The 21873-nt window shown below is 58.9% G+C and carries 20 protein-coding genes; 4 read left to right on the top strand and 16 right to left on the bottom strand.

Translation table 11 applies throughout. The features are described 5' to 3' along the window. Window positions 1-29: 29 nt before the first annotated feature. Window positions 30-1145: an efflux RND transporter periplasmic adaptor subunit gene (locus tag PSPTO_RS04335; protein ID WP_011103299.1), complete on the top strand. Its 1116-nt coding sequence runs from the start codon at window positions 30-32 to the stop codon at window positions 1143-1145. Continuing rightward, window positions 1142-4252, top strand: coding sequence for an efflux RND transporter permease subunit (locus PSPTO_RS04330; protein WP_011103298.1), 3111 nt, complete (start codon window positions 1142-1144; stop codon window positions 4250-4252). Before PSPTO_RS04335 ends, PSPTO_RS04330 begins: the two co-directional genes overlap by 4 nt. Here the strand turns inward: PSPTO_RS04330 and PSPTO_RS04325 are convergent. The 9 genes from PSPTO_RS04325 to PSPTO_RS04285 all read right to left on the bottom strand — a co-directional run bounded on the left by PSPTO_RS04325 (window position 4249) and on the right by PSPTO_RS04285 (window position 12553). Then, window positions 4249-4995 (bottom strand): NADPH-dependent F420 reductase, encoded by a 747-nt coding sequence (locus PSPTO_RS04325; RefSeq protein WP_007246762.1) that lies wholly within the window; start codon window positions 4993-4995, stop codon window positions 4249-4251. The genes PSPTO_RS04330 and PSPTO_RS04325 overlap by 4 nt on opposite strands. Before the next feature lie 38 nt (window positions 4996-5033). Further along, window positions 5034-5477 (bottom strand): MarR family winged helix-turn-helix transcriptional regulator, encoded by a 444-nt coding sequence (locus PSPTO_RS04320; RefSeq protein WP_005769271.1) that lies wholly within the window; start codon window positions 5475-5477, stop codon window positions 5034-5036. 130 nt (window positions 5478-5607) lie between these two features. Continuing rightward, on the bottom strand, window positions 5608-6711 hold the full coding sequence (gene thiO, locus PSPTO_RS04315; RefSeq protein WP_011103297.1) for a glycine oxidase ThiO: 1104 nt from the start codon (window positions 6709-6711) through the stop codon (window positions 5608-5610). A gap of 28 nt (window positions 6712-6739) precedes the next feature. Then, window positions 6740-7141 carry a type IV pilin protein gene (locus PSPTO_RS04310; RefSeq protein ID WP_011103296.1) on the bottom strand — a complete coding sequence of 134 codons (402 nt, stop codon included), beginning with the start codon at window positions 7139-7141 and terminating at the stop codon, window positions 6740-6742. Window positions 7142-7152: 11 nt separating this feature from the next. Further along, window positions 7153-10356 (bottom strand): pilus assembly protein, encoded by a 3204-nt coding sequence (locus tag PSPTO_RS04305; protein WP_011103295.1) that lies wholly within the window; start codon window positions 10354-10356, stop codon window positions 7153-7155. Beyond that, window positions 10343-10849, bottom strand: a complete 507-nt coding sequence (locus tag PSPTO_RS04300; RefSeq protein WP_011103294.1) for a pilus assembly PilX family protein — start codon at window positions 10847-10849, stop codon at window positions 10343-10345. Before PSPTO_RS04300 ends, PSPTO_RS04305 begins: the two co-directional genes overlap by 14 nt. Window positions 10850-10860: 11 nt before the next feature. Further along, window positions 10861-11568, bottom strand: coding sequence for a PilW family protein (locus PSPTO_RS04295; protein WP_011103293.1), 708 nt, complete (start codon window positions 11566-11568; stop codon window positions 10861-10863). Continuing rightward, the gene (gene pilV / locus PSPTO_RS04290) at window positions 11565-12080 is read right to left on the bottom strand and encodes a type IV pilus modification protein PilV (protein WP_011103292.1); all 516 of its coding nucleotides are present in this window, start codon (window positions 12078-12080) and stop codon (window positions 11565-11567) included. Before pilV ends, PSPTO_RS04295 begins: the two co-directional genes overlap by 4 nt. Next, the gene (locus tag PSPTO_RS04285; protein WP_007246769.1) at window positions 12080-12553 is read right to left on the bottom strand and encodes a GspH/FimT family pseudopilin; all 474 of its coding nucleotides are present in this window, start codon (window positions 12551-12553) and stop codon (window positions 12080-12082) included. Before PSPTO_RS04285 ends, pilV begins: the two co-directional genes overlap by 1 nt. Window positions 12554-12684: 131 nt before the next feature. On the opposite strand from PSPTO_RS04285, the gene PSPTO_RS04280 reads away from it, so the two are divergent. Next, the gene (locus PSPTO_RS04280; protein ID WP_005769263.1) at window positions 12685-13185 is read left to right on the top strand and encodes a GspH/FimT family pseudopilin; all 501 of its coding nucleotides are present in this window, start codon (window positions 12685-12687) and stop codon (window positions 13183-13185) included. Between the two features lie 6 nt (window positions 13186-13191). On the opposite strand, the gene ispH is transcribed toward PSPTO_RS04280, so the two are convergent. From ispH to murJ, 6 genes are all read right to left on the bottom strand, one after another. Then, on the bottom strand, window positions 13192-14139 hold the full coding sequence (gene ispH / locus PSPTO_RS04275) for a 4-hydroxy-3-methylbut-2-enyl diphosphate reductase (protein WP_005769262.1): 948 nt from the start codon (window positions 14137-14139) through the stop codon (window positions 13192-13194). 83 nt (window positions 14140-14222) lie between these two features. After that, window positions 14223-14699, bottom strand: coding sequence for an FKBP-type peptidyl-prolyl cis-trans isomerase (locus PSPTO_RS04270; RefSeq protein WP_003381292.1), 477 nt, complete (start codon window positions 14697-14699; stop codon window positions 14223-14225). Beyond that, window positions 14692-15213, bottom strand: a complete 522-nt coding sequence (gene lspA / locus PSPTO_RS04265; protein WP_005769261.1) for a signal peptidase II — start codon at window positions 15211-15213, stop codon at window positions 14692-14694. Before lspA ends, PSPTO_RS04270 begins: the two co-directional genes overlap by 8 nt. Continuing rightward, on the bottom strand, window positions 15206-18037 hold the full coding sequence (gene ileS / locus PSPTO_RS04260; RefSeq protein WP_011103291.1) for an isoleucine--tRNA ligase: 2832 nt from the start codon (window positions 18035-18037) through the stop codon (window positions 15206-15208). Before ileS ends, lspA begins: the two co-directional genes overlap by 8 nt. Window positions 18038-18057: 20 nt before the next feature. Further along, window positions 18058-18984, bottom strand: coding sequence for a bifunctional riboflavin kinase/FAD synthetase (ribF, locus tag PSPTO_RS04255; protein WP_005769259.1), 927 nt, complete (start codon window positions 18982-18984; stop codon window positions 18058-18060). Between the two features lie 132 nt (window positions 18985-19116). After that, a complete protein-coding gene (gene murJ, locus PSPTO_RS04250; RefSeq protein WP_005769258.1) occupies window positions 19117-20655 on the bottom strand; it encodes a murein biosynthesis integral membrane protein MurJ in 1539 nt (512 codons plus the stop codon). 250 nt (window positions 20656-20905) lie between these two features. On the opposite strand from murJ, the gene rpsT reads away from it, so the two are divergent. Continuing rightward, window positions 20906-21184 (top strand): 30S ribosomal protein S20, encoded by a 279-nt coding sequence (rpsT, locus tag PSPTO_RS04245; RefSeq protein ID WP_003344603.1) that lies wholly within the window; start codon window positions 20906-20908, stop codon window positions 21182-21184. A gap of 204 nt (window positions 21185-21388) precedes the next feature. Here rpsT and PSPTO_RS04235 read toward each other — a convergent pair whose 3' ends face one another. Continuing rightward, the gene (locus PSPTO_RS04235; protein ID WP_005769257.1) at window positions 21389-21859 is read right to left on the bottom strand and encodes a CreA family protein; all 471 of its coding nucleotides are present in this window, start codon (window positions 21857-21859) and stop codon (window positions 21389-21391) included. Between the last annotated feature and the right edge of the window lie 14 nt (window positions 21860-21873).

The raw sequence follows: 21873 nt of genomic DNA, 5'->3' as shown, positions 1-21873 counted from the left end.
GATATCGATCACTGCACGTTGAGATTCCCATGCTCCGGCACCGCTTTGCTTTGCTTGTTCTTGCCAGTGTTCTGCCGTTGGCCCTGACCGCCTGCAGCGAAAAAACGCAACCGGACCCACGCACAGACGCGCCGTTGGTGCGCGTGGCGATCCTCCAGGAAGCCAGCGTAGCGCCCCGCTCGTTCACCGGCACCGTGGCGGCGCGGGTGCAAAGCGACCTCGGTTTCCGGGTGTCCGGCAAGGTGCTGGAGCGCTTTGTCGATACCGGGCAGGCCGTCAAGCGCGGCCAACCGCTGATGCGTATCGACCCTGCCGACCTGAAGCTTGCTGCGCACGCACAGCGCGAAGCAGTGACGGCGGCCAAAGCGCAGGCAAAGCAGGCAGCGGACGAAGAGACGCGCTATAGAAGCCTGCGCAGCAGCGGCGCAATTTCAGCCTCCAGCTACGACCAGATCAAAGCGACGGCGGACTCGGCCAAAGCTCAACTCAGTTCGGCCCAAGCGCAGGCTGAAGTGGCCCTCAACGCGACCCGATACGCAGACCTTGTAGCGGATGCCGACGGTATCGTCATGGAAACCCTCGTGGAACCCGGTCAGGTCGTCAGCGCAGGGCAAGCAGTGGTGCGCGTGGCACACGCCGGGCCGCGTGAAGCCGTCATCCAGCTTCCGGAAAACCTGCGCCCTCTCATAGGTTCTGCCGCCCAGGCCACGCTGTTCGGCAACAAAGACCTGAGCACCACGACCCGGCTGCGACAGCTGTCGGACGTCGCGGACCGCCAGACCCGCACCTTCGAGGCACGTTATGTGCTGGAAGGCGAGATGGCGAATGCACCGCTCGGCACCACCATTACTGTGAAGATCCCCAGTGCCGATGTCGCCGGGCAGAGCACGCTGCAGGTGCCCATAGGTGCGTTATACGACGCTGGCAAAGGACCGGGTGTCTGGGTCATTCAAGGGGAGCCGGCTCAGGTCAACTGGGCACCGGTAGTGGTTCAGCACCTTGATGACGAGCACGCCCGCATCAGTACGCAACTCAAGCCTGGCGCGCGGATAGTCGCACTCGGCGCGCACCTTCTGCATGAAGCCCAGCAGGTCAGGGTGATCGCTCCAGCGAACGTCTCCGTGGCGGAGGGTGCGCGCCCATGAGCGAAGGTCGTTTCAACCTGTCAGTGCTGGCCGTGCGCGAGCGCTCGATCACCCTGTTCCTGATTTGCCTGATTTCGCTGGCCGGGGTCATTGCCTTTTTCAAACTGGGCCGCGCCGAAGACCCGGCCTTCACGGTCAAGGTAATGACCGTGGTGTCGGTCTGGCCGGGCGCAACCGCCCAGGAGATGCAGGATCAGGTGGCGGAGAAGATCGAAAAGCGCCTTCAGGAACTGCGCTGGTACGACCGCACCGAAACCTACACGCGGCCTGGCATGGCATTCACAACCCTGACCCTGCTCGACAGCACGCCGCCGTCGCAAGTGCCGGATGAGTTTTATCAGGCACGCAAGAAAATCGGTGACGAGGCCATGACGCTTCCGGCCGGGGTGATCGGGCCGATGGTCAACGACGAGTATTCGGACGTTACTTTCGCGCTGTTCGCGCTCAAGGCCAAAGGCGAGCCGCAGCGCGTGCTGGCACGTGACGCCGAATCGCTGCGCCAGCGCCTGCTGCATGTGCCGGGCGTGAAGAAGGTCAACATCGTGGGCGAGCAGCCCGAGCGCATCTACGTCGAGTTCTCCCACGAGCGACTGGCAACGCTGGGTATCAGCCCGCAAGAGGTATTTGCCGCGCTGAATAATCAGAATGCGCTTACCCCGGCAGGCTCGGTCGAAACCCGTGGGCCGCAGGTGTTCATTCGGCTCGACGGCGCTTTCGATGAGCTGCAGAAGATCCGCGATACGCCGGTTGTGGCTCAGGGCCGCACGCTGAAGCTGGCGGACATTGCCACGGTCAAACGCGGTTACGAAGACCCGGCAACGTTCATGATTCGCAACGGCGGCGAGCCGGCACTGTTGCTGGGGATCGTCATGCGCGATGGCTGGAACGGGCTGGACCTTGGAAAGGCGCTGGATCATGAGGTGGGCGCGATCAACGCCGAGCTGCCCTTGGGCATGAGCCTGAACAAGGTCACGGACCAGGCCGTCAACATCAGTTCGGCGGTCGATGAGTTCATGATCAAGTTTTTCGTCGCATTGCTGGTGGTCATGCTGGTCTGCTTTATCAGCATGGGCTGGCGTGTGGGCGTTGTGGTGGCTGCCGCCGTACCGCTGACCCTGGCGGTGGTCTTCGTGATCATGGCCATGAGCGGCAAGAATTTCGACCGCATTACATTGGGTTCACTGATTCTGGCGCTCGGGCTGCTGGTCGACGACGCGATCATCGCCATCGAAATGATGGTGGTGAAGATGGAAGAAGGTTACGACCGCATCGCGGCCTCTGCGTACGCCTGGAGCCACACCGCCGCGCCCATGTTATCCGGCACCCTGGTCACCGCTGTCGGCTTCATGCCCAACGGTTTTGCGCGCTCCACGGCAGGCGAATACACCAGCAACATGTTCTGGATCGTCGGTATCGCGCTGATTGCCTCATGGGTGGTCGCGGTGTTTTTCACACCGTATCTGGGCGTGAAACTGTTGCCTGAGGTGAAGCAGGTCGAAGGCGGACATGCAACGCTTTACGACACCCCACGCTACAACCGTTTCCGCCGGGTTCTGGCACGCGTCATTGCAGGCAAGTGGCTGGTCGCAGGTTCGGTCATCGGGTTGTTCGTCCTGGCAGTGCTGGGCATGGGGCTGGTCAAGAAACAGTTTTTTCCGGTGTCCGACCGCCCAGAGGTGCTGGTCGAACTGCAGATGCCTTACGGCACCTCGATTGCTCAAACCAGCGCGGCCGCGGCCAAAGTGGAAAGCTGGCTGGCCGAGCAGGCAGAAGCCGGGATCGTCACCGCCTACATTGGCCAGGGCGCGCCACGTTTCTACATGGCGATGGGGCCGGAATTACCTGACCCGTCATTTGCCAAGATCGTGGTGCGCACCGACAGCCAGGAACAGCGCGAGACACTGAAACACCGCTTGCGTCAGGCTATTTCCGAAGGGCTGGCTGGCGAGGCGCAAGTGCGCGTCACGCAACTGGTCTTCGGCCCGTATTCACCCTACCCGGTCGCCTACCGCGTTACTGGCCATGACCCGGACACACTGCGCAGCATTGCGGCGCAGGTGCAACAGGTGCTGAGCGCCAGCCCGATGATGCGCACCGTCAATACTGACTGGGGCACGCGCACCCCAACGCTGCATTTCACCTTGCAACAGGACCGGATGCAGGCCATCGGGTTGAGTTCCAGCCAGGTCGCGCAACAATTGCAGTTCCTGCTGACCGGCCTGCCGGTTACGGCGGTGCGCGAGGACATTCGCACCGTGCAGGTGGTTGCCCGCTCGGCTGGCGACACCCGACTGGATCCGGCAAAAATCATGGACTTCACCCTCACAGGCGTCGATGGGCAACGTGTTCCGCTGTCGCAGATCGGTGCAGTCGATGTGCGCATGGAAGAGCCGGTCATGCGCCGGCGCGACCGCACGCCAACCATCACCGTACGGGGCGACATCGCCGACGGCCTGCAACCGCCAGATGTATCGACGGCCATTACCCGGCAGTTGCAGCCCATCATCGACACGCTGCCCAGTGGCTATCGGATCGATCAGGCAGGTTCAATCGAGGAATCCGGCAAGGCAATGGCGGCGATGTTGCCACTGTTCCCGATCATGCTGGCGGTCACGCTGATCATCCTGATTCTGCAGGTGCGTTCGATATCGGCCATGGTCATGGTGTTTCTGACCAGCCCGCTGGGGCTGATCGGTGTGGTGCCTACGCTGATCCTCTTTCAGCAGCCCTTCGGCATCAATGCACTGGTCGGGCTGATCGCACTGTCCGGCATTCTGATGCGCAACACGCTGATCCTGATCGGCCAGATCCACCACAATGAACAGGCGGGGCTCGACCCGTTTCAGGCCGTGGTCGAAGCCACCGTACAACGTGCGCGCCCGGTGATACTGACAGCGCTGGCCGCCATTCTGGCGTTTATCCCCCTCACCCATTCGGTGTTCTGGGGCACGCTGGCCTACACGCTGATCGGCGGCACATTCGCCGGTACGGTGCTGACCCTGGTGTTTCTGCCGGCAATGTACTCGATCTGGTTCAGGATCAGGCCCGATGGCAACGAGCGGCCGCAAGGCGGTCATTCCTTGTCCACAGGTAAAGGGGTGAGCTAGTGCAAGACCGTTCCGGTGACTGCACGATTCAAGGCAACGGTCTGAGTGTGGCTCAGGGGCTCGGGTGCAGACATGAGCGCTTTCAGCACAGTTTCACGATGCTGCGCGGCTTGAGTTTTATCAGCAGCGGCCAATGCGCGCTCCAGCTCACCAACCAGCAATTCGGTGCAATAAGCCGGAGTGCCCGGCTGCTGACGCCATGAGTCGGATAAACTGCCCGAGTCCACGGCATCAAAGCCCGTTGCATCGACCAGCTTCAGCGCTACCGCCTTGGCTTCGTCATTATCGCCAGCAACCGGAAGGGCCAGTCGCAAAGGCGAACCGATTGGCAAGCCCTTGCTGGCAAGCGTCTCGGCCAGCAAAGCATTCCAGGCTTTAACCACAGGGCGGCCGATCTGTTTACTGACCCACACGCTTTCGGGCTGGCCATCGTCAATACCCTCTATCACGCCGTCGCGGATGGGGTAGTAATTGGACGTGTCGATAACCACAACATGCGCAGGCACCTGGCTGAACAGGTTAGCCAGGTCCGGATAGTTTGCGAACGGGATCGATGTAATCACCACATCAACGCCGTTGACCGCCTCTTCCTTACTGACCGCACTGGCACCCACATCGCGGGCAAGATCGCCAATGGAGTCGGGGCCTCTGGAGTTGGCCAATTTGATTTCATGGCCACTGGCGGCCAGTTTACGGGCCAAGCTCGCGCCGATTGAGCCCGTGCCGATAATTCCGATCTTCATGTGTTCGTCCTCGTTTGGGGATAGGTACAGCGCGCCGCTCAGTCAGTCGCAGGACGCGCAAAGTCGTTCAGCGTGTCGCGAAGTGTCTCCAGCCCATCGTCGGTCAGCTGACAAGCGCTCTTTATTTGCTCGGTGATGCTCCACGTAGCGTCACGTAGCGCCTCTCCAGCCTCGGTCAACGCGATCAATACCCGGCGCTCATCACTCCGATCTCGAGTACGCGTGACCATGCCCGAGACTTCCAGGCGTTTGAGCAGTGGCGTGATGGTGCCAGTGTCCATCGCAAGTCTGGCGCCCAGTTCGCCCACGCTTCTGGGGGCGGCGCTGAACAGCTCAAGCATGACGAGGTATTGCGGAAATGTGAGACCCAACGGCTCCAGCAGAGGCTTGTGCAGACGGATCATTCGGTTGGCGGCGCCATAGAGTGCGAAGGACAGTTGAGTCCCGACTTCTCGGCGCGCTTTTGATTTATTGGCACTCATTGCGTTTTCTAGCTCGCTACTATCTAGTGCACTAGACAATAGCAGCAATAACCGCTTCAGGCAAAACAGGCGGACTTGAATGACAGCATCAGATTCAGGCGAATGTGCTTTGCCGCATGAACTCAGTCAGTCAAAAATGCAGACGGCCTAACGGTGAGTAAGGTGCAGGATCGATGATCGGTTTGCGGCCCAGCAGCAAGTCGGTGAGTAGCTGGCACGAAGCAGGTGCCAGCACCAGGCCGTTGCGGTAGTGGCCGCAGTTGAGCCACAGCCCATCGAAGCCAGCCAGCGGTCCGATGAAGGGAATGCCTTCGGGCGAGCCCGGACGCAGCCCGGCCCATTGGGCGATGGGTTCGGCGTTGGCCAGTTCGGGAATCAATTCGATGGCCGACGCCTTGAGACTTTCCAGCGCGGCCTGCGTGGTGGTCTTGTCGAACCCTTCATGCTCCAGCGTGCTGCCGATCAGAATGTGGCCATCGCGGCGCGGGATTGCGTAGCGCCCTTTGGCCAGGACCATGCTGGAAAGGAAGTCAGATGCGCATTTGTAGAGGATCATCTGCCCTTTCACCGGCTCGACCGGCAGGTCCAGGCCGAGGGTTTTGAGCAAGTCACCGCTCCAAGCTCCCGCCGTCAGAATCACCCGGTCACCGGTGACATCGCCTGACGGCGTGCTCACGCCTGAAACCCTGCTGCCTTCGCGCACAAAACCGCTGACGTTGCACTGCTCGCGAATGTCCACGTTGGGCATCGCCAGCAGCGCGGCTTTGAGCGACTTGACCAGCCTGGGGTTGCGCACATTCGCCACGTCGGCCATGTGGATCGCCCGCGAGTACCCCTCCCCCAGCGCCGGCACCGCATCGTTCACTGCCGAGATATCGACACTGCTCAATGGCCGGTTCTCACGCGCAGCCCATTCGAGCGCGGCCTGTTCATCGTCGAGGTCGAGCCAGTACAGGCCGGTCTTGTGAACTTCGGGGTCAATGCCGGTTTGCGCAAACAGACGCTCGGCGAGGTGCGGGTAGAAGTCCTGCGACCAGTGCGCCAACGCGGTGACTGCCGGGCTGTAGCGCCACGGATAAAGCGGCGAAACAATCCCGCCGCCCGCCCAGGAGGACTCTTGCCCGACACCCGAGCGATCCAGCAATACGACGTTGACCTGCTCGGAGGCGAGATTGAAGGCGGTCAGCAGACCTATGACACCGCCGCCGACAATGACTATTTTTTGCTTGGGCATCTTGGTCTCGGAACAAGGAAAAACGGTTTTAGCGGCCCCAGCAGTCTTTGGTGGTCACGCCAGTGGTCGCGCCTGAGTTACTGCGCGCACCGGTATTGGTGATGACGAAACTGCCGCATTTGTCGCCGGCCATCATAGTGCCCCCGGTGGGGGCTGCTGTCAGGGTGAAATCAGTGGCGTTGAGGACCGGTGTAATCGTGTAATAGGCATTGCCGCCAACCACACCTTTGTAATCAGCGTAATTGCCCTTTTGCGAATAGAAACGCTCCAGCGCTTGAACCTGTTCGGAAAGCAAACTGGCGACTGCCGAGCGCTGAGTACGCTTCACGTACTCGGTATAACTGGGGTACGCGATGGCGGCCAGAATACCGACAATCGCCACGACGATCATGAGTTCGATTAACGTAAAGCCCCTGGATGTCGCTCGCATGATTCGTTTCCCTATTGGATTTGTCGCCACATGATGCGCTGGTTGCCGCTCCCGCCCTTTTCCTTCAGAACATCAGGCGTGTTACCCGTGGAGTTATTAATGATCTTCACCTCATTCCCGTCCCCGGTACCCGAAACGATAGCGGATACGACGGGGATACCTGTGTACCCGATCCCGGCGGCAAACAGGTCTGAATTGTTGATGCTGTTATCGCCGTTGGTATCAAGCACCTGGTAGTTGAGCATGCTGCCGGTGGCAGCATTGAGTTCAAATACCCGCCCGGTGCCTGTGCTTTCACAGGGGTCAGCGGAGTTCACGGATGCTGTCGAGAAGATAATCCGGCCTCGACTGGTCTGCGCGGGGTAAATGATTCGCTCCCCCAGATAGGGCGCTACGGCGGAAAGCGGCATGTACCAGCCCTTCTTGACTGACCAATCCACATCGTTGGTTGTCGACGTGAAATAGGTGGTTCCGTTACTGACAACACTGCCATTGACCGCCTGCGCTTGCAGGTTCGCCTCGACCGTGCCGCCCGCTCCGGAGTCCGCATCCCATATCGCGTAGAAATCCTGAAGAGCGGAGGTCTGCTTGTCTGCAACTTCGAGGAACTTGCCGGTGCCGAAATACACGATCTTGCCGTTGAGCGGATGATCAAGCACGAATGGCTGAACCGTTATTGGCTGATTGGCGCCTCGCGGTGCAGTGAACAAAGGCGCGCCGCCAAACGCTATTTTCCAGCTGGCAGCGGTTGCGCCACTCAAGTCGAACTTCCACAACCGCCCCTTCAGGTCGCCCGCATAGGCAGCCTGAACCACATTCTGAGAGTTGACGCGCAATTTGACCGAAGAAAGCCCGTTATCGGTTTCGCTATTAAGGATCGGTGTCTGAATCTCGGCAATGAACGCCCCGGTGTTGGCATTCAATACATAGAGCGAAGCTCTGCCGGTGAAGCTGCCGTAACCGTTGCCGACCACCACAATCCCGGTGCCATCCGCCATCCGGGCAACATCAGGCCTTGCATAGGCATAGCCAAGATTGTTGAATTTATTGTTGGTGTCGGAAGTGTCGGGGGCCTTGACCTCCCATAATGCGCTGACAGTGTTGCTGACACCCTCGAATAACTTGATTGCGAAGAACGCTTTGCCGCCCGCCCCCGTACCACCATAGGCAACGGTGCGCCATGAGGAACCCGCGGCAAGCTGTGTATCGAACACTGCGATCTGGCCATCGACGGTGAACTTGTGAACGCCAGATCCATAGGTGGTTGATGCGATGGTCGCCAGCGACGTCAGAGCCGTCGAAGGCATATACGCATAGCGCCTTGAACCATCGCCAGAATTGATGACGTTGAAAAAGCCGTCATTGGCATTGGCCAGAATGCTGGAGCTCATGCTGTTTGCCTTGATGGCCAGATAGGTGGTGTAGGTGGTATCACCCGTCAGGTCGGCGGCGGTCTTTTGCTTAGGGAACGCAGTACCTAGCGAAGAGTTGACGATATCGCCCAACAGCCGGGTGCGTGGCCGAAACTTCGCGTTGGCAGTGCCTTTGGCCCAGTTAATAAGCTCTATACCGTTGGCATTGCCTGGCAATGTTGCATTCAGTGCCGCCTGCTGAGCAGGGCTGAAGTTGTTGTAATCCAGAGCGATCCTTCCCGAAGTGGAAACCGTGTTCCAGGATTCAAAAACCGGTGCCGTTGATCCACTGACAATGGCAGTGTCGGTAGTCCATACGGGGGCACTCAATGCTCCCGTGGTCTGATCCAGATTGAAGGCTCTGATGGTGCCGTGCCAATCGGTCGGGTCATAGAGCGTCTGGTAAAACTGGGTACCCGCCTGGAGCGTTGATGAGTTCGCTGCCCCACCTGCGCCAGAGCCGACTTTGGCGTAAATATCGCTCAACGCCAGATTCAAGGCTGAAGTCAGCCCCGTGCTGTCATTGGCCTGAAAGTATTTGCCATGGCCATGGGTATCGTCGGCAGCATCGTTCAGCATCTGGTTAGATGCGGTGAACCCGATGGTGTAAGTGCTCATGTTCTGCTTCGCAAAGCCTGCGGTATCCCAGCTTTTTCCGGTCAGGTCGCCGCCAGTCGTCACCGCATCCCGCCGCAGGTCGATGTCATAGGCAAATTTGGCCAGGTCGTCCAGATAAAGTGTATCCCCTTCACCATCACCGGACAGGTTGTCGCCGTCATTGGCTGCATTTAAATCCCAGTTGGGTAATGAGCGCGTGGTGTCCAGAACATCGTCAGGGTCGTTGGCTGGAAACGTCCGGTCATAGGTCGGCAGGCCATCGGTAACCACAACACCGTAGTTTTTCTGGCAGCGGTATTGAATCGGACTCACGTAGTTGGAGCCGCTTTGATAGAACGGTGACATACCGCGAAAATACCGCGTGATCTCGTAATAGGTTTCAGCCAGTGGCGTGTTGGCTGACGGCGTCAGGTTGGTGATAGCGGTCTTGAGGTCAGTGATATTTTGAGTGGCCTGCTGTTGAGACACGCCGGAAGGTTGAAAGGTACTGATCGCTACCGGAGACAGGTCAGTGACAAGCCTGGCAATCTTGCCTCCTGGGCCAAGGTCACTGTTGGTCGGTTGGTTGAAGGACGCGAGCCCGATTCTGAGCGTCGTATTGTTGGTTACCAGGTTGGTCGCTACGGTTTTCGCGACATTCATTCTGAAGTCGTTCGGGATCACGCCATTGGTGTAGTTGCGAACGCCAAAAAAGCCAGGGCTGACCAGATCAATAAGATAGGACAGGTAATCAGCCGTATAACGCGTCAGCCCGTTACCGGCCGGATCGGGCAGGTTCAGACAGTACTGAATGTCATTACGAAAAACCGGACGCCCCCCAAACGGACACCTCAGTTGCAACGTGAGGATATTGGTACCATTGATATCGCCCAGCGAGAGCGTTTCATCACCCGACAGGGTGCTCAAAAATGGGCAAACTACTGTTATCAAACCGCTTAAGCACTGCGTTGAGAAGTAACTGATGTCCGGACGATTGACCGACGCGTCAAACCCCGAATCCCAGATGATGTTGTACATACTGCCCGAGTTGTCCACGAGCAACATCAGATTGGGCGGCACTGCCGGGGAGGTCAACAAAGGGACTTGCGCCGGCGTGAAGGCATAAACCGGGCTCGCCAGATACAGCGCCAGCAAAGCGCCATAGAGGTATTTCAAGCCACCACGAAGCGCCTTAGCAGTTGGCATAAATACTCTCCAGCACTGTTCGTGAAGTGCCTTGAATGGCGATGGCTGTTACCCGATACATCGTGACCGAACCCGAGCAATTTGCAGGGCGTTTTATGGGTGCGGCCGTTGTACCCAGATTCTGGATGCCAAACATCCCGGCGCTTGTGCCAATCCAGTTGACGCCAGACGTACCCACCCCAGGATTGAGTACTGTAGTCGAATCAACAGGCGGGGCGCAGGCGGCAAGTGAGTTACAGACAACCATTGCAAAACCGGACTCCATGATCTTCGACTCACCGAGACGCAACTGTGCCTCAGCCGCCTGAAACGAAACATTGCGAACCGTCACACTGCCCGCCATCTTTTCCTGCAGCGTGGCGTTCTGCATGGATGAAATGCCCAGCAATGTCAGCAGTAACAGAAATACGAGGCTGACCAGCAGCACCATACCGCGCTGTCTGGCGGGAAACGTGCAAGTCTTTGTCGAGGTGAAACGCATGGTCTTGTTCATGCCCGGCCCGTTCAAAAGCGATTACGCAGATAAGCAACGACGTTGTACTGCTGACTCTTGACCAGACCATTCTGCCCATCCTGCAGTGTCAGACTGATCCGCACGCTACGTATGTCACCGGCATTAGCCTTGGTCACAGCCGAGGTATAGGACATCGGATTCCCTGCCATCCCGAAGGAAACAGAAAAATCCGCGACGTTCTGCAATAACGGCTGTACATCGCCGCCCGTACCGAACTGAATGGTCAAGTTTGTTCCGGTAAGCTTGTAAACCAGCTGCCGCAGCGGAAAAGCGGTCTCCCCCGCAGCAGGTGCCCGACTGTTGGCGTAGAGATTTGTAGTGTTTTGACAGTCCGAAACAATGGTCCAGGTCGGGGGACTCCCCGTTGTGCCCACATCAGTGGTCACAAGAGTGAGTGTCTTGTTCGGATTATCCCAAAGAATCGGAGTATCCAGTGCGACCGGCCAAGGGATAGCCGGTGATACAGGCGTGTAATTGCTGAAACTCAGGCAACCATACATACCCGTCATCCTGATTTCCTGAATCAGTTTGCTCAAGATGAACCGGGCGTCTTCCTGCATCCGGGCAGCTGCGTTCTGGCTCTGATAAGTGGCTCTGGAAGCGGTGAATATCTGGATGATGCCCAGGCTGACCACCAGCCCAAGCACCAGCGCCACCATGATTTCGACCAGCCCGAAGCCTCTGGAAAGCTTTCTCATGGGTTGACCCCGATGCGGGACGTCAGGGTGAAGCTCTGGGTCGTCGGGCTAACGGTCGTGCTGCCCGTGGCCTGATTGCTTGCACCCGCAGCTCGCGTGTCGCTCCAGCCAATAGTGATGGTCACTATCGGAGCAGTGTTGACAACAATGCTGCCTGTGCCGCTCGCGCCTGCAAAATTAACGATATTGGTTTTGAAATCGTACAGATCCTGCGCCCGCGCATCATTCGGGTTGGCAGCCGGGGCACCAGCCAGGTTCGCCAGTGCATAAGTCGCCAGCACGTTGGTCGAACCATTGGCGCTGGCGTTGCCATCAACATTGGCGCGAATGCGGTCCATCATGTCGTAGGCGATGAAGCTGGCCTGGCTGGTCATGGCGGAACTGTCGGTGTACTTGAGGGCGTTAAGCTGGATGGCGGCAGCGCCCAGCAGGCCGATCGCCAGGATCAGGACCGAAACCAGCACCTCGATCAGGGTCATGCCGGCTTGGCGATGTCGAGCGTGACAGGGCATCAGCAGCCCCCATTGAGGACGATTCTGCCGGTCAGGCAAATATTCATGGTTCTGACAATCGTGCCTCGGGTATAGGTCATCACTACCGCCGCGGCCGGGTTGATAAGCCCGCCCAGGTTGTTGAAATCAATTGCCGCCACACTGTTGGTTGCCACCAGCGTACCGCCGCTGCTCATGGCCGCGACTTTACGAAGGGCTGTGGGCGTCGCCTTGGTGTCGGAAGCCAGATAAACCTGCAATTCGCCCGTCCACGCCGTGCCGCTGGTCGGCGCAATGCGCACCGTTACTCCCCTGTTTATCGCCTCAAGTCGCGCATAGTTGAGCGCGCGCTGCAAATCACTGAGTTCGGTGTCGGCCTTGTTGCTTTGAATGGAGCTGGTAAAGCTCGGAATAGCGATAGCCGCAAGGATGCCCACCAGGGACACAGTGACTAACAATTCGATGAGGCTGAATCCCTTGGCTATATGACGCATTGAGTGTCTCCTAGACGTTACGACTATAAGGCAGCAATGCCGCTGGAAAATCCATAGCGGGACGTACGGTTGTTTTGCGACGACGAACGCCCGCAAGGTTCTGTAACGGCGGTTTCCAGGGAGGAACGCACATGAAGCATGCAGGGTTCACACTGATCGAATTATTGATCGTCGTTGCACTGGTGGCCATTCTGGCCAACGTCGCAACACCTTCTTTCAAGCAACTGATCGACTCCAATCGGGGGCTCGTCGCCGCTCAGGAACTGGCCAGCGGTATTCGTTCGGCAAGAGTCGCCGCTATTACGCGCAATCAGATTGTGACGATTCACGCCATTGAAGAGGACTGGAGCAACGGCTGGCGGATCATACTCGACCTGGACGGCAAAGGCCCCGACGAAAAAGATACGTTGCTGGTAGAGCGCGCCAATGGCGGCACGCCTCGGGTGGTCGGCAACCGTAAAGTGACGGAGCGACTGAGCTTCAATGGCTTGGGCAACCTGCGAAACAGAACCAATGGCACGCTGCATGTGTGTCTCGACGACCAGCCGGCCAGCCACTATCGCGTGATAGTGGCGCCGACTGGACGGGTCAGGATTGAGGACACCAAGCGTGACGTTGCGTTGTGCAGATAGGCAGCCCTAGAGCAGCGACTTGACCCGCAGCTCTTTAGGCATGGAGAACGTGATGTTCTCTTCGCGGCCAGCCAACTCATCCGCGCCGGTTGCGCCCCAGGCCTGCAATTGCTGGATCACGCCGCGCACCAGCACTTCCGGGGCCGATGCGCCAGCGGTGATGCCGATACGCTCGACGCCATCGAACCAGCCCTTCTGCATGTCTTCGGCGCCATCAATCAGATAGGCCGGGGTGGCCATGCGCTCGGCCAGCTCGCGCAGGCGGTTGGAGTTGGAGCTGTTCGGGCTGCCCACCACCAACACCACGTCGCACTCGTCGGCCAATTGCTTGACCGCGTCCTGGCGGTTTTGCGTGGCGTAGCAGATGTCGTCCTTGCGTGGCCCGCCGATGGCCGGGAAGCGCTTGCGCAACGCGTCGATCACCCGACTGGTGTCGTCCATCGACAAGGTGGTCTGGGTCACGAACGCCAGCGACTCGGGATTACGCACCTCAAGGCTGGCAACGTCCGCTTCATCTTCGACCAGATAGATCGCCCCGCCATTGACGGCGTCGTACTGGCCCATGGTGCCTTCGACTTCCGGGTGACCGGCGTGGCCGATCAGGATGCACTCGCGACCATCGCGGCTGTAGCGGGCGACTTCGATGTGCACCTTGGTCACCAGCGGACAGGTGGCATCGAAGACTTTCAGGCCACGACCGGCAGCTTCGGTGCGCACGGCCTGGGAAACACCGTGGGCACTGAAGATGACGATGACGTCGTCCGGCACCTGTTCAAGCTCTTCAACAAAGATCGCGCCACGAGAGCGCAGGTCTTCGACGACAAATTTGTTGTGAACAACTTCATGGCGCACATAAATCGGCGGACCAAACACTTCCAGAGCACGATTGACGATTTCGATCGCGCGGTCCACTCCGGCACAAAAGCCGCGGGGGTTGGCGAGTTTGATTTGCATGCTGTGCCTCATGGTTGCGTGCAGAATTGCGTACAGAGTTACGTGCGGAGCAGCCCGGCCGAAACCAGGCTTGATGGCGCCGGTCAGGAAGCCAGGATTGCCTTCACTTCGAAGATCTCCACTTCAAAGCTCAGTGTCTTGCCTGCCAGCGGGTGATTGAAGTCGATGGTGACCTGCTCGTCATCGAATGCTTTCACCACGCCGGGCAACTCGGTGTTGGCCGCGTCATTGAAGATCACCAGCAACCCTTCGGACAGTTCCATGCCCACGAACTGCGAGCGTGGCATGATCTGTACGTTTTGTGGGTTGGGCTGACCAAAGGCGTTTTCCGGCAGAATCTCTACGGTCTTTCGATCGCCGGCTTTGAAGCCGAAAATCGCCATTTCAAAACCGGGCAACAGGTTACCGTCGCCGACCTTGAACGTGGCCGGGGCCTTTTCAAAGGTGCTGTCGACGGTGTCACCGTTTTCCAGGCGCAGGGCGAAGTGCAAGGTGACCTGCGTGTTCTGACCGATACGCAGCTCGTCAGACGAGCCCTGAGTCGACGACTGTTCAGTCATTGACGGTTTCTCCGGTTTTCTTGCTCTTGAACATGTCCAGCGCCAACATGATTGCGCCGACGGTGATTGCGCTGTCCGCGACGTTGAACGCCGGGAAATACCAGCGGTTTTGCCAATGCACCAGAATGAAGTCGATCACATGCCCTAACACCACGCGGTCATACAGGTTGCCCAGCGCGCCGCCCAGTACCAGCGCCAGCGCAATGGCCAGCCAGGTATCATCGCGACCCAGACGCTTGAGCCAGACCACCAGCACCGCACTGACCACGACCGCGATCAGGGCAAACAGCCAGCGCTGCCAACCGGCACCGTCCGCCAGAAAACTGAAGGCGGCGCCCGTGTTGTAGGCCAGTGTCCAGCTGAAGTAGTCCGGGATCACAATGATCTGCTGATAAAGGCTCAGCGCGTTCTCGAAGTAGTACTTGCTGACCTGATCTACAGCCACAATCAGTACGGTCAACCACAGCCAGGCCAGGCGGCCGAGCGAGGTATTAGACAAAGTGGCGTCAGGCATAATGACGCACCTCGCCCGCACCGCTGATGTTGTCTATGCAACGACCGCAGATTTCCGGGTGCTCAGGGTTCACCCCCACATCCTCGCGGTGATGCCAGCAACGGGCACACTTGGCGTGGCCGGACTTGACCACTTTCAGCTTGAGGCCCGCAACCTCGGTGACCACGGCATCCGCCGGAGCCGACACGAACGGTGCAACGCTGGCGGTGGAGGTGATCAGCACGAAACGCAGCTCGTTGCTCAGTTTCGACAGGTCAGCAACCAGCGAGTCTTCAGCGTACAAGGTCACTTCGGCCTGCAGGTTGCCGCCGATTGCCTTGGCAGCGCGCAGGTTTTCCATTTCCTTGTTGACCGAGGTCTTAACCGCCATGATCCGCTCCCAGTAGGCGCGGTCCATTTCAAAGTCGGCAGGCAGTTCGGTCAGGCCTTCGTACCAGGTGTTGAGCATTACCGACTCGTTGCGCTCGCCCGGCAGGAACTGCCACAGCTCGTCGGCGGTAAACGCCAGGATCGGCGCGATCCAGCGCACCAGCGCTTCGGAGATGTGGAACAGCGCCGTCTGGCAGGAGCGACGCGCAGTGCTGTCGGCAGCCGTGGTGTATTGACGATCCTTGATGATGTCCAGATAGAAACCACCCAGCTCCTGCACGCAGAAGTTGTGGATCTTCGAGTACACGTTCCAGAAACGGTATTCGCCGTAATGCTCTTGCAGCTCGCGTTGCAGCAGCAGCGTGCGATCCACGGCCCAACGGTCCAGCGCGAGCATTTCTTCGGCGGGCAGGATGTCGGTCGCCGGGTTGAAGCCCGACAGGTTGGAGAGCAGGAAGCGTGCAGTGTTGCGGATACGACGATAGGCATCGGCGCTGCGCTGCAGGATCTGATCGGACACCGCCATTTCGCCCGAATAGTCAGTCGCCGATACCCACAGGCGCATGATGTCCGCACCCAGTGAGTCGTTGACCTTTTGTGGCGCAACCACGTTGTTCAGCGACTTGGACATCTTGCGGCCGTTCTCGTCGACCACAAACCCGTGGGTCAGCAGTTCGCGGTACGGCGCGTGATCGTCCAGCATGCAACCGGTCAGCAGCGACGAATGGAACCAGCCGCGGTGCTGGTCAGAACCTTCCAGGTACAGATCGGCACGCGGGCCGGTTTCGTGGCCCATCGGGTGTGAGCCGCGCAGTACGTGCCAGTGCGTGGTGCCCGAGTCGAACCAGACGTCCAGTGTGTCGGAGATCTTGTCGTACTTGGCGGCCTCGTCACCCAACAATTCGCTGGCGTCCAGCTTGAACCAGGCTTCGATGCCTTCTTTCTCGACGCGCAGGGCCACTTCTTCCATCAGTTCGACGGTACGCGGGTGCAGGTCGCCGCTCTCCTTGTGCAGGAAGAACGGAATCGGCACGCCCCAGTTGCGTTGACGCGAGATGCACCAGTCAGGACGGTTAGCGATCATCGAATGCAGGCGCGCCTGGCCCCAGGCCGGTACGAACTCGGTGTCTTCGATGGCCTTGACCGCGCGCTTGCGCAGGGTTTCGCCGCTTTCAGGCTGCTTGTCCATGCCGACGAACCACTGCGCGGTGGCGCGGTAGATCAAGGGCGACTTATGGCGCCAGCAATGCATGTAGCTGTGGCTGATGGTTTCGGTGTCCATCAGGCTGCCGACTTCGACCAGCTTGTCGATGATGTTCTGGTTGGCCTTGAAGATGAACTGGCCACCGAAGAACTCCAGCGATTCGACATACACGCCGTTGCTCTGCACCGGGCTGATGATGTCGTCGTTGCTCAGGCCGTATTGTTTGCAGATTGTGAAGTCGTCCACGCCATAGGCAGGCGAGCAGTGAACAATACCGGTGCCGGCACTCAGTTCAACGTATTCGGCCAGGTAGATCGGCGACAGACGATCGTAGAACGGATGGCGGAAATTGATCAGTTCCAGCGCCTGACCGGTGGTGGTCGCAACGACCGTGCCTTCCAGCTTGTAACGGGCCAGACAGCTTTCAACCAGCTCGGACGCCAGCACCAGCAGTTTGTCGCCTACATCGACCAGCGAGTATTCGAACTCGGGATGGACGTTCAGCGCCTGGTTGGCCGGAATGGTCCACGGCGTGGTGGTCCAGATGACGATGGACGCAGGCTTGCCCAGTGACGGCAGACCGAAGGCTGCGGCCAGCTTCGCCTCGTCGGCAATCGGGAACGCCACATCGATGGTCGAGGACTTCTTGTCCTGGTATTCGACTTCAGCTTCAGCCAATGCCGAACCGCAATCGAAGCACCAGTTGACCGGCTTCAGACCCTTGAAGACGAAACCGCCCTTGACCATCTCGGCCAACGCGCGGATTTCTCCGGCTTCGTTGGCGAAGTTCATGGTCAGGTACGGATTGCTCCAGTCGCCCAGCACACCCAGACGGATGAACTCGGACTTCTGGCCTTCGATCTGCTCGGCCGCATAGGCGCGGCACAGCTCACGCGTCCGGTCTGCGGAGAGGTTCTTGCCGTGGGTCACTTCGACCTTGTGCTCGATCGGCAGACCATGACAGTCCCAACCCGGCACATAGGGGGCATCGAAGCCCGCCAGGGTCTTGGAACGCAGGATCATGTCCTTGAGAATCTTGTTGACCGCATGACCGATGTGAATAGTGCCGTTGGCGTACGGAGGACCGTCGTGCAGGACGAACTTGGGACGATCCTTGCCAATCTCGCGCAGCTTCTGGTACAGGCCAATGCTGTCCCAGCGCTGCAGAGTTTGCGGCTCGCGCTGGGGCAGGCCGGCCTTCATAGGGAAGGCGGTGTCCGGAAGGTTTAGCGTGGCTTTATAATCAGTCATTTCAGGCTCTTGTTTAGCGGTTAGCCATGCCAATGGGCACGGGCGGCGGCGACGTCCGCATTGATCGCCGTCTTGAGCGCCTCCAGTGAGGCGAAACGCTGCTCATCACGCAGCTTGTGGTGGAAAGCCACCGTTAAACGCCGACCGTAAAGATCGCCGGCAAAATCCAGAAGATGCACTTCGAGGTGCGCGCTGCCATCACCCGCCACCGTCGGACGCACACCGATGTTGGCGACGCCTGGCCAAGGCTTGCCGTCGATGTCCATGCTGACCAGATAAACCCCGCTCAACGGTACACGACGACGCTTGAGTTGCACGTTGGCGGTGGGCGTACCCAACTGACGCGCCAGCTTCTGGCCATGCAATACCCGTCCGGTTATCTGGAACGGGCGACCGAGCATGCGCTCGGCAAGGGCAAAGTCCGCCGCAGCCAGGGCTTTACGCACCTTGGTGCTGCTGACGCGCAGGCCATCGATTTCAACGGTCTGCGCCGCTTCTACGGTAAAACCATACGTCGTGCCGGCCTGCTGCAGAAAATCAAAATCACCGACCCGGTCGTAGCCAAAACGAAAATCGTCGCCTACTTCAAGGTGCTGCACGCCCAGACCGTCGATCAGCACGGTCTCGACGAAGCTTGCCGCACTGAGTTTGCTCAGGCGCTGGTTGAAGGACAGACACAATACCCGGTCCACGCCCTCGGCACCCAGCAGTTCAAGCTTGTCGCGCAAACGCGCCAGACGTGCCGGAGCCGTTTGCGGCGCGAAGAACTCACGCGGCTGCGGCTCGAAGATCACCGCGCAGCTGGGCACACCCAATTCGACGGCACGCTCACGCAAACGCGCCAGGATCGCCTGGTGGCCGCGGTGAACACCGTCGAAATTGCCAATCGTGGCGACGCAGCCCCGATGCTCGGGGCGCAGGTTGTGAAGGCCTCTAACCAGCTGCATAACGCACTTCTTGCTCATAAAGTGGCCGATTATAACCACACACGGCCGTGGACGACAGGCAACACACCAAGAGCGGATGAAGGTTCTCGGCCTGCAACGAAAAAAAACGACGATCAACCCGCAGGAAGCGGCCTACATAATGGCCTTGCGGGCGAAATCCCTCAGGCGAAAGCCCAGCATCAGAAGCATGGCGAAATACGTCACCACCCCCGCCGCGACCAGCGCACCCAGACGCAGAAAACGCTCCAGCATATGACCTTCGTCCCAGGCCGGCATGACATGCATGAGCCCCAGCAGCACAGCAGACATGACCGCGACAGCAACGATCAGCTTGAACAGAAATTTCGTCCAGCCCGGTTGCGGCTGAAACAGATCCTGTCTGCGCAATTGCCAGAACAGCAGCCCCGCATTGATGCACGCCCCCACGCTGATGGCCAGCGCCAGACCGGCATGCTGCAAAGGCACGATAAACGCCAGGTTGAGCAACTGAGTCACTATGAGGGTGAAAATCGCGATTTTCACCGGGGTACGGATATTTTGTTGGGCATAAAAGCCTGGGGCCAGCACTTTGATCAGGATGATACCCAGCAAACCGACCGAATAGGCGACCAGCGCACGCTGGGTCATGGCCGCGTCCAGCGCATTGAACTGGCCGTATTGAAACAGCGAAACGGTCAACGGTTCAGCGAGCAGGCCCAGCGCCAGCGTGCAGGGCAGCACCAGCACAAAACACAGACGCAGGCCCCAGTCGAGAATCCGCGAGTATTCCTGACGGTCGCGCTGCGCGTAGGTCTTTGACAGGATCGGCAGCAGAATCGTCCCCAGCGCGACGCCCAGGACACCGGACGGCAGTTCCATCAGTCGGTCAGCGTAGTACATCCACGACACGGAACCGGCGACGAGGAACGAGGCGAATATCGTGTTGATGATCAGAGAAATCTGACTGACGGAGACGCCCAGAATCGCGGGCAGCATCTGCTTCATGACCCGCCAGACGCCGGTATCGCGCAAATTCAGACGCGGCAGCACCAGCATGCCGATTTTTTTCAGGTGCGGCAGTTGATAAAGCAATTGCAGCAAGCCACCGACCAGCACCGCCCAGCCCAGCGCCATGACCGGCGGGGCAAAGTACGGGGTGAGGAACAGCGCGAAGAAAATCATGCTGACGTTGAGCAGGGTTGGCACGAACGCAGGCACCGAGAAACGATTCCAGGTATTGAGGATCGCGCCGGCCATCGAGGACAGGGAAATCAGCAATATATAAGGAAAGGTCACCCGCAGCAGGTCCGAGGTCAGGGCGAATTTTTCCGGCGTGTCGGCAAAGCCTGGCGCCGTGGCCCAGATCACCCAGGGCGCAAAGATCACCCCCAGCAGCGTCACCACTGCCAGCGCCAGGGTCAGCAGCCCGGTGACATAGGCGACAAACGTGCGGGTCGCCTCCTCGCCCTGCTGGCTCTTGTATTCGGCCAGAATCGGCACGAAGGCTTGCGAAAAAGCCCCTTCCGCGAAGATGCGACGCAGCAGATTGGGCAGTTTGAAGGCGATGAAGAACGCATCCGTGGCCATTCCGGCGCCGAAAGTGCGGGCAATGATGGTGTCGCGCACGAAGCCCAAAACCCGGGAAACCATGGTGATAGAGCTTACGGCGGCGAGTGATTTGAGTAGATTCATTGAAAGAGTTGTGCGCCTTGGCAAAGGATGGGCGATAAAGCCAGCCATTTATGCGATACTTCGCGCCGCAAAAACGCCCGAAGCAAAGGCCGCGAGTTTACAGGTCACAGGCCGGAAATAAATCATCCGGTCAAATGTAGCAACCACTCAGCGGAACACCTTAACTGCCCTTGACAAGACTTCAACTCATCGGCATGATTCGCGGCCTATTTTGTTTGCTATTTCACAAAGTCTTTCGAGGAGCTCGACGGTGGCCAACACACCTTCCGCCAAAAAACGTGCAAAACAGGCTGAGAAGCGTCGCAGCCACAACGCCAGCCTGCGTTCCATGGTTCGTACCTACATCAAGAATGTAGTTAAAGCCATCGACGCAAAAGACGCAGAAAAAGCGCAAGCCGCTTATGTTCTGGCAGTGCCTGTTATCGACCGTATGGCCGATAAAGGCATCATCCACAAGAACAAGGCTGCTCGCCATAAAGGTCGTCTGAACGGTCACATCAAGGCTCTGAGCCTTGCTGCTGCAGCCTAAGCGATCCGCTTGTTAAAAAACCGACCTCAGGGTCGGTTTTTTATTGCCTGCGGGAAAGTAGCGTGGCGCGACGAAAACGTGTGACGCAGAGCGTCACGACAGGCAGTCCCACGCTGGAGTGCAGGTAACGATAATTTTAACTATCGTGCGACGCTCCGCATCGGCATGCCGTTCTGGACGCTCTGCGTCCGGCCGTGAGACACATCAAGGTGCGGGCGCGGTTACCCATGGCAGGATCGGGATCGCGGTGACGGCGTTTTGCGGGCTGCCTTCGATGACACGGTCGCTGTAGACCAGGTACACCAGCGCATTGCGCTTCTTGTCGAAGAAACGCACCACCTGCATGGTCTTGAAGACCAGCGATGTACGCTCCTTGAATACCTCGTCGCCATCCTTGAGTGTTTCCTTGAAGCGGATAGGCCCTACCTGACGGCAGGCGATGGACGCCTCGGCGCGGTCTTCAGCCAGCCCCAGGCCACCCCTCACGCCGCCAGTCTTGGCACGCGACAAGTAGCAGGTCACGCCGTCCACCTTGGGGTCATCAAACGCCTCGACCACAATGCGGTCGTTAGGCCCCACCATTTTGAACACGGTCGACACCTGACCAATCTCTTCTGCCGAGACCAGGGCCGGCACAAAAAGCAAAGCAGCCAGAAATCCGTTGATAGCGCGCATTGAATCTTCCTTTT

Origin of the sequence: Pseudomonas syringae pv. tomato str. DC3000, assembly GCF_000007805.1 — a bacterium.
GTDB classification, from domain to species: domain Bacteria; phylum Pseudomonadota; class Gammaproteobacteria; order Pseudomonadales; family Pseudomonadaceae; genus Aquipseudomonas; species Aquipseudomonas avellanae.
The sequence above is the reverse complement of the archived record's forward strand: the minus strand, read 5'-3'. Positions and strand labels throughout refer to the sequence as shown.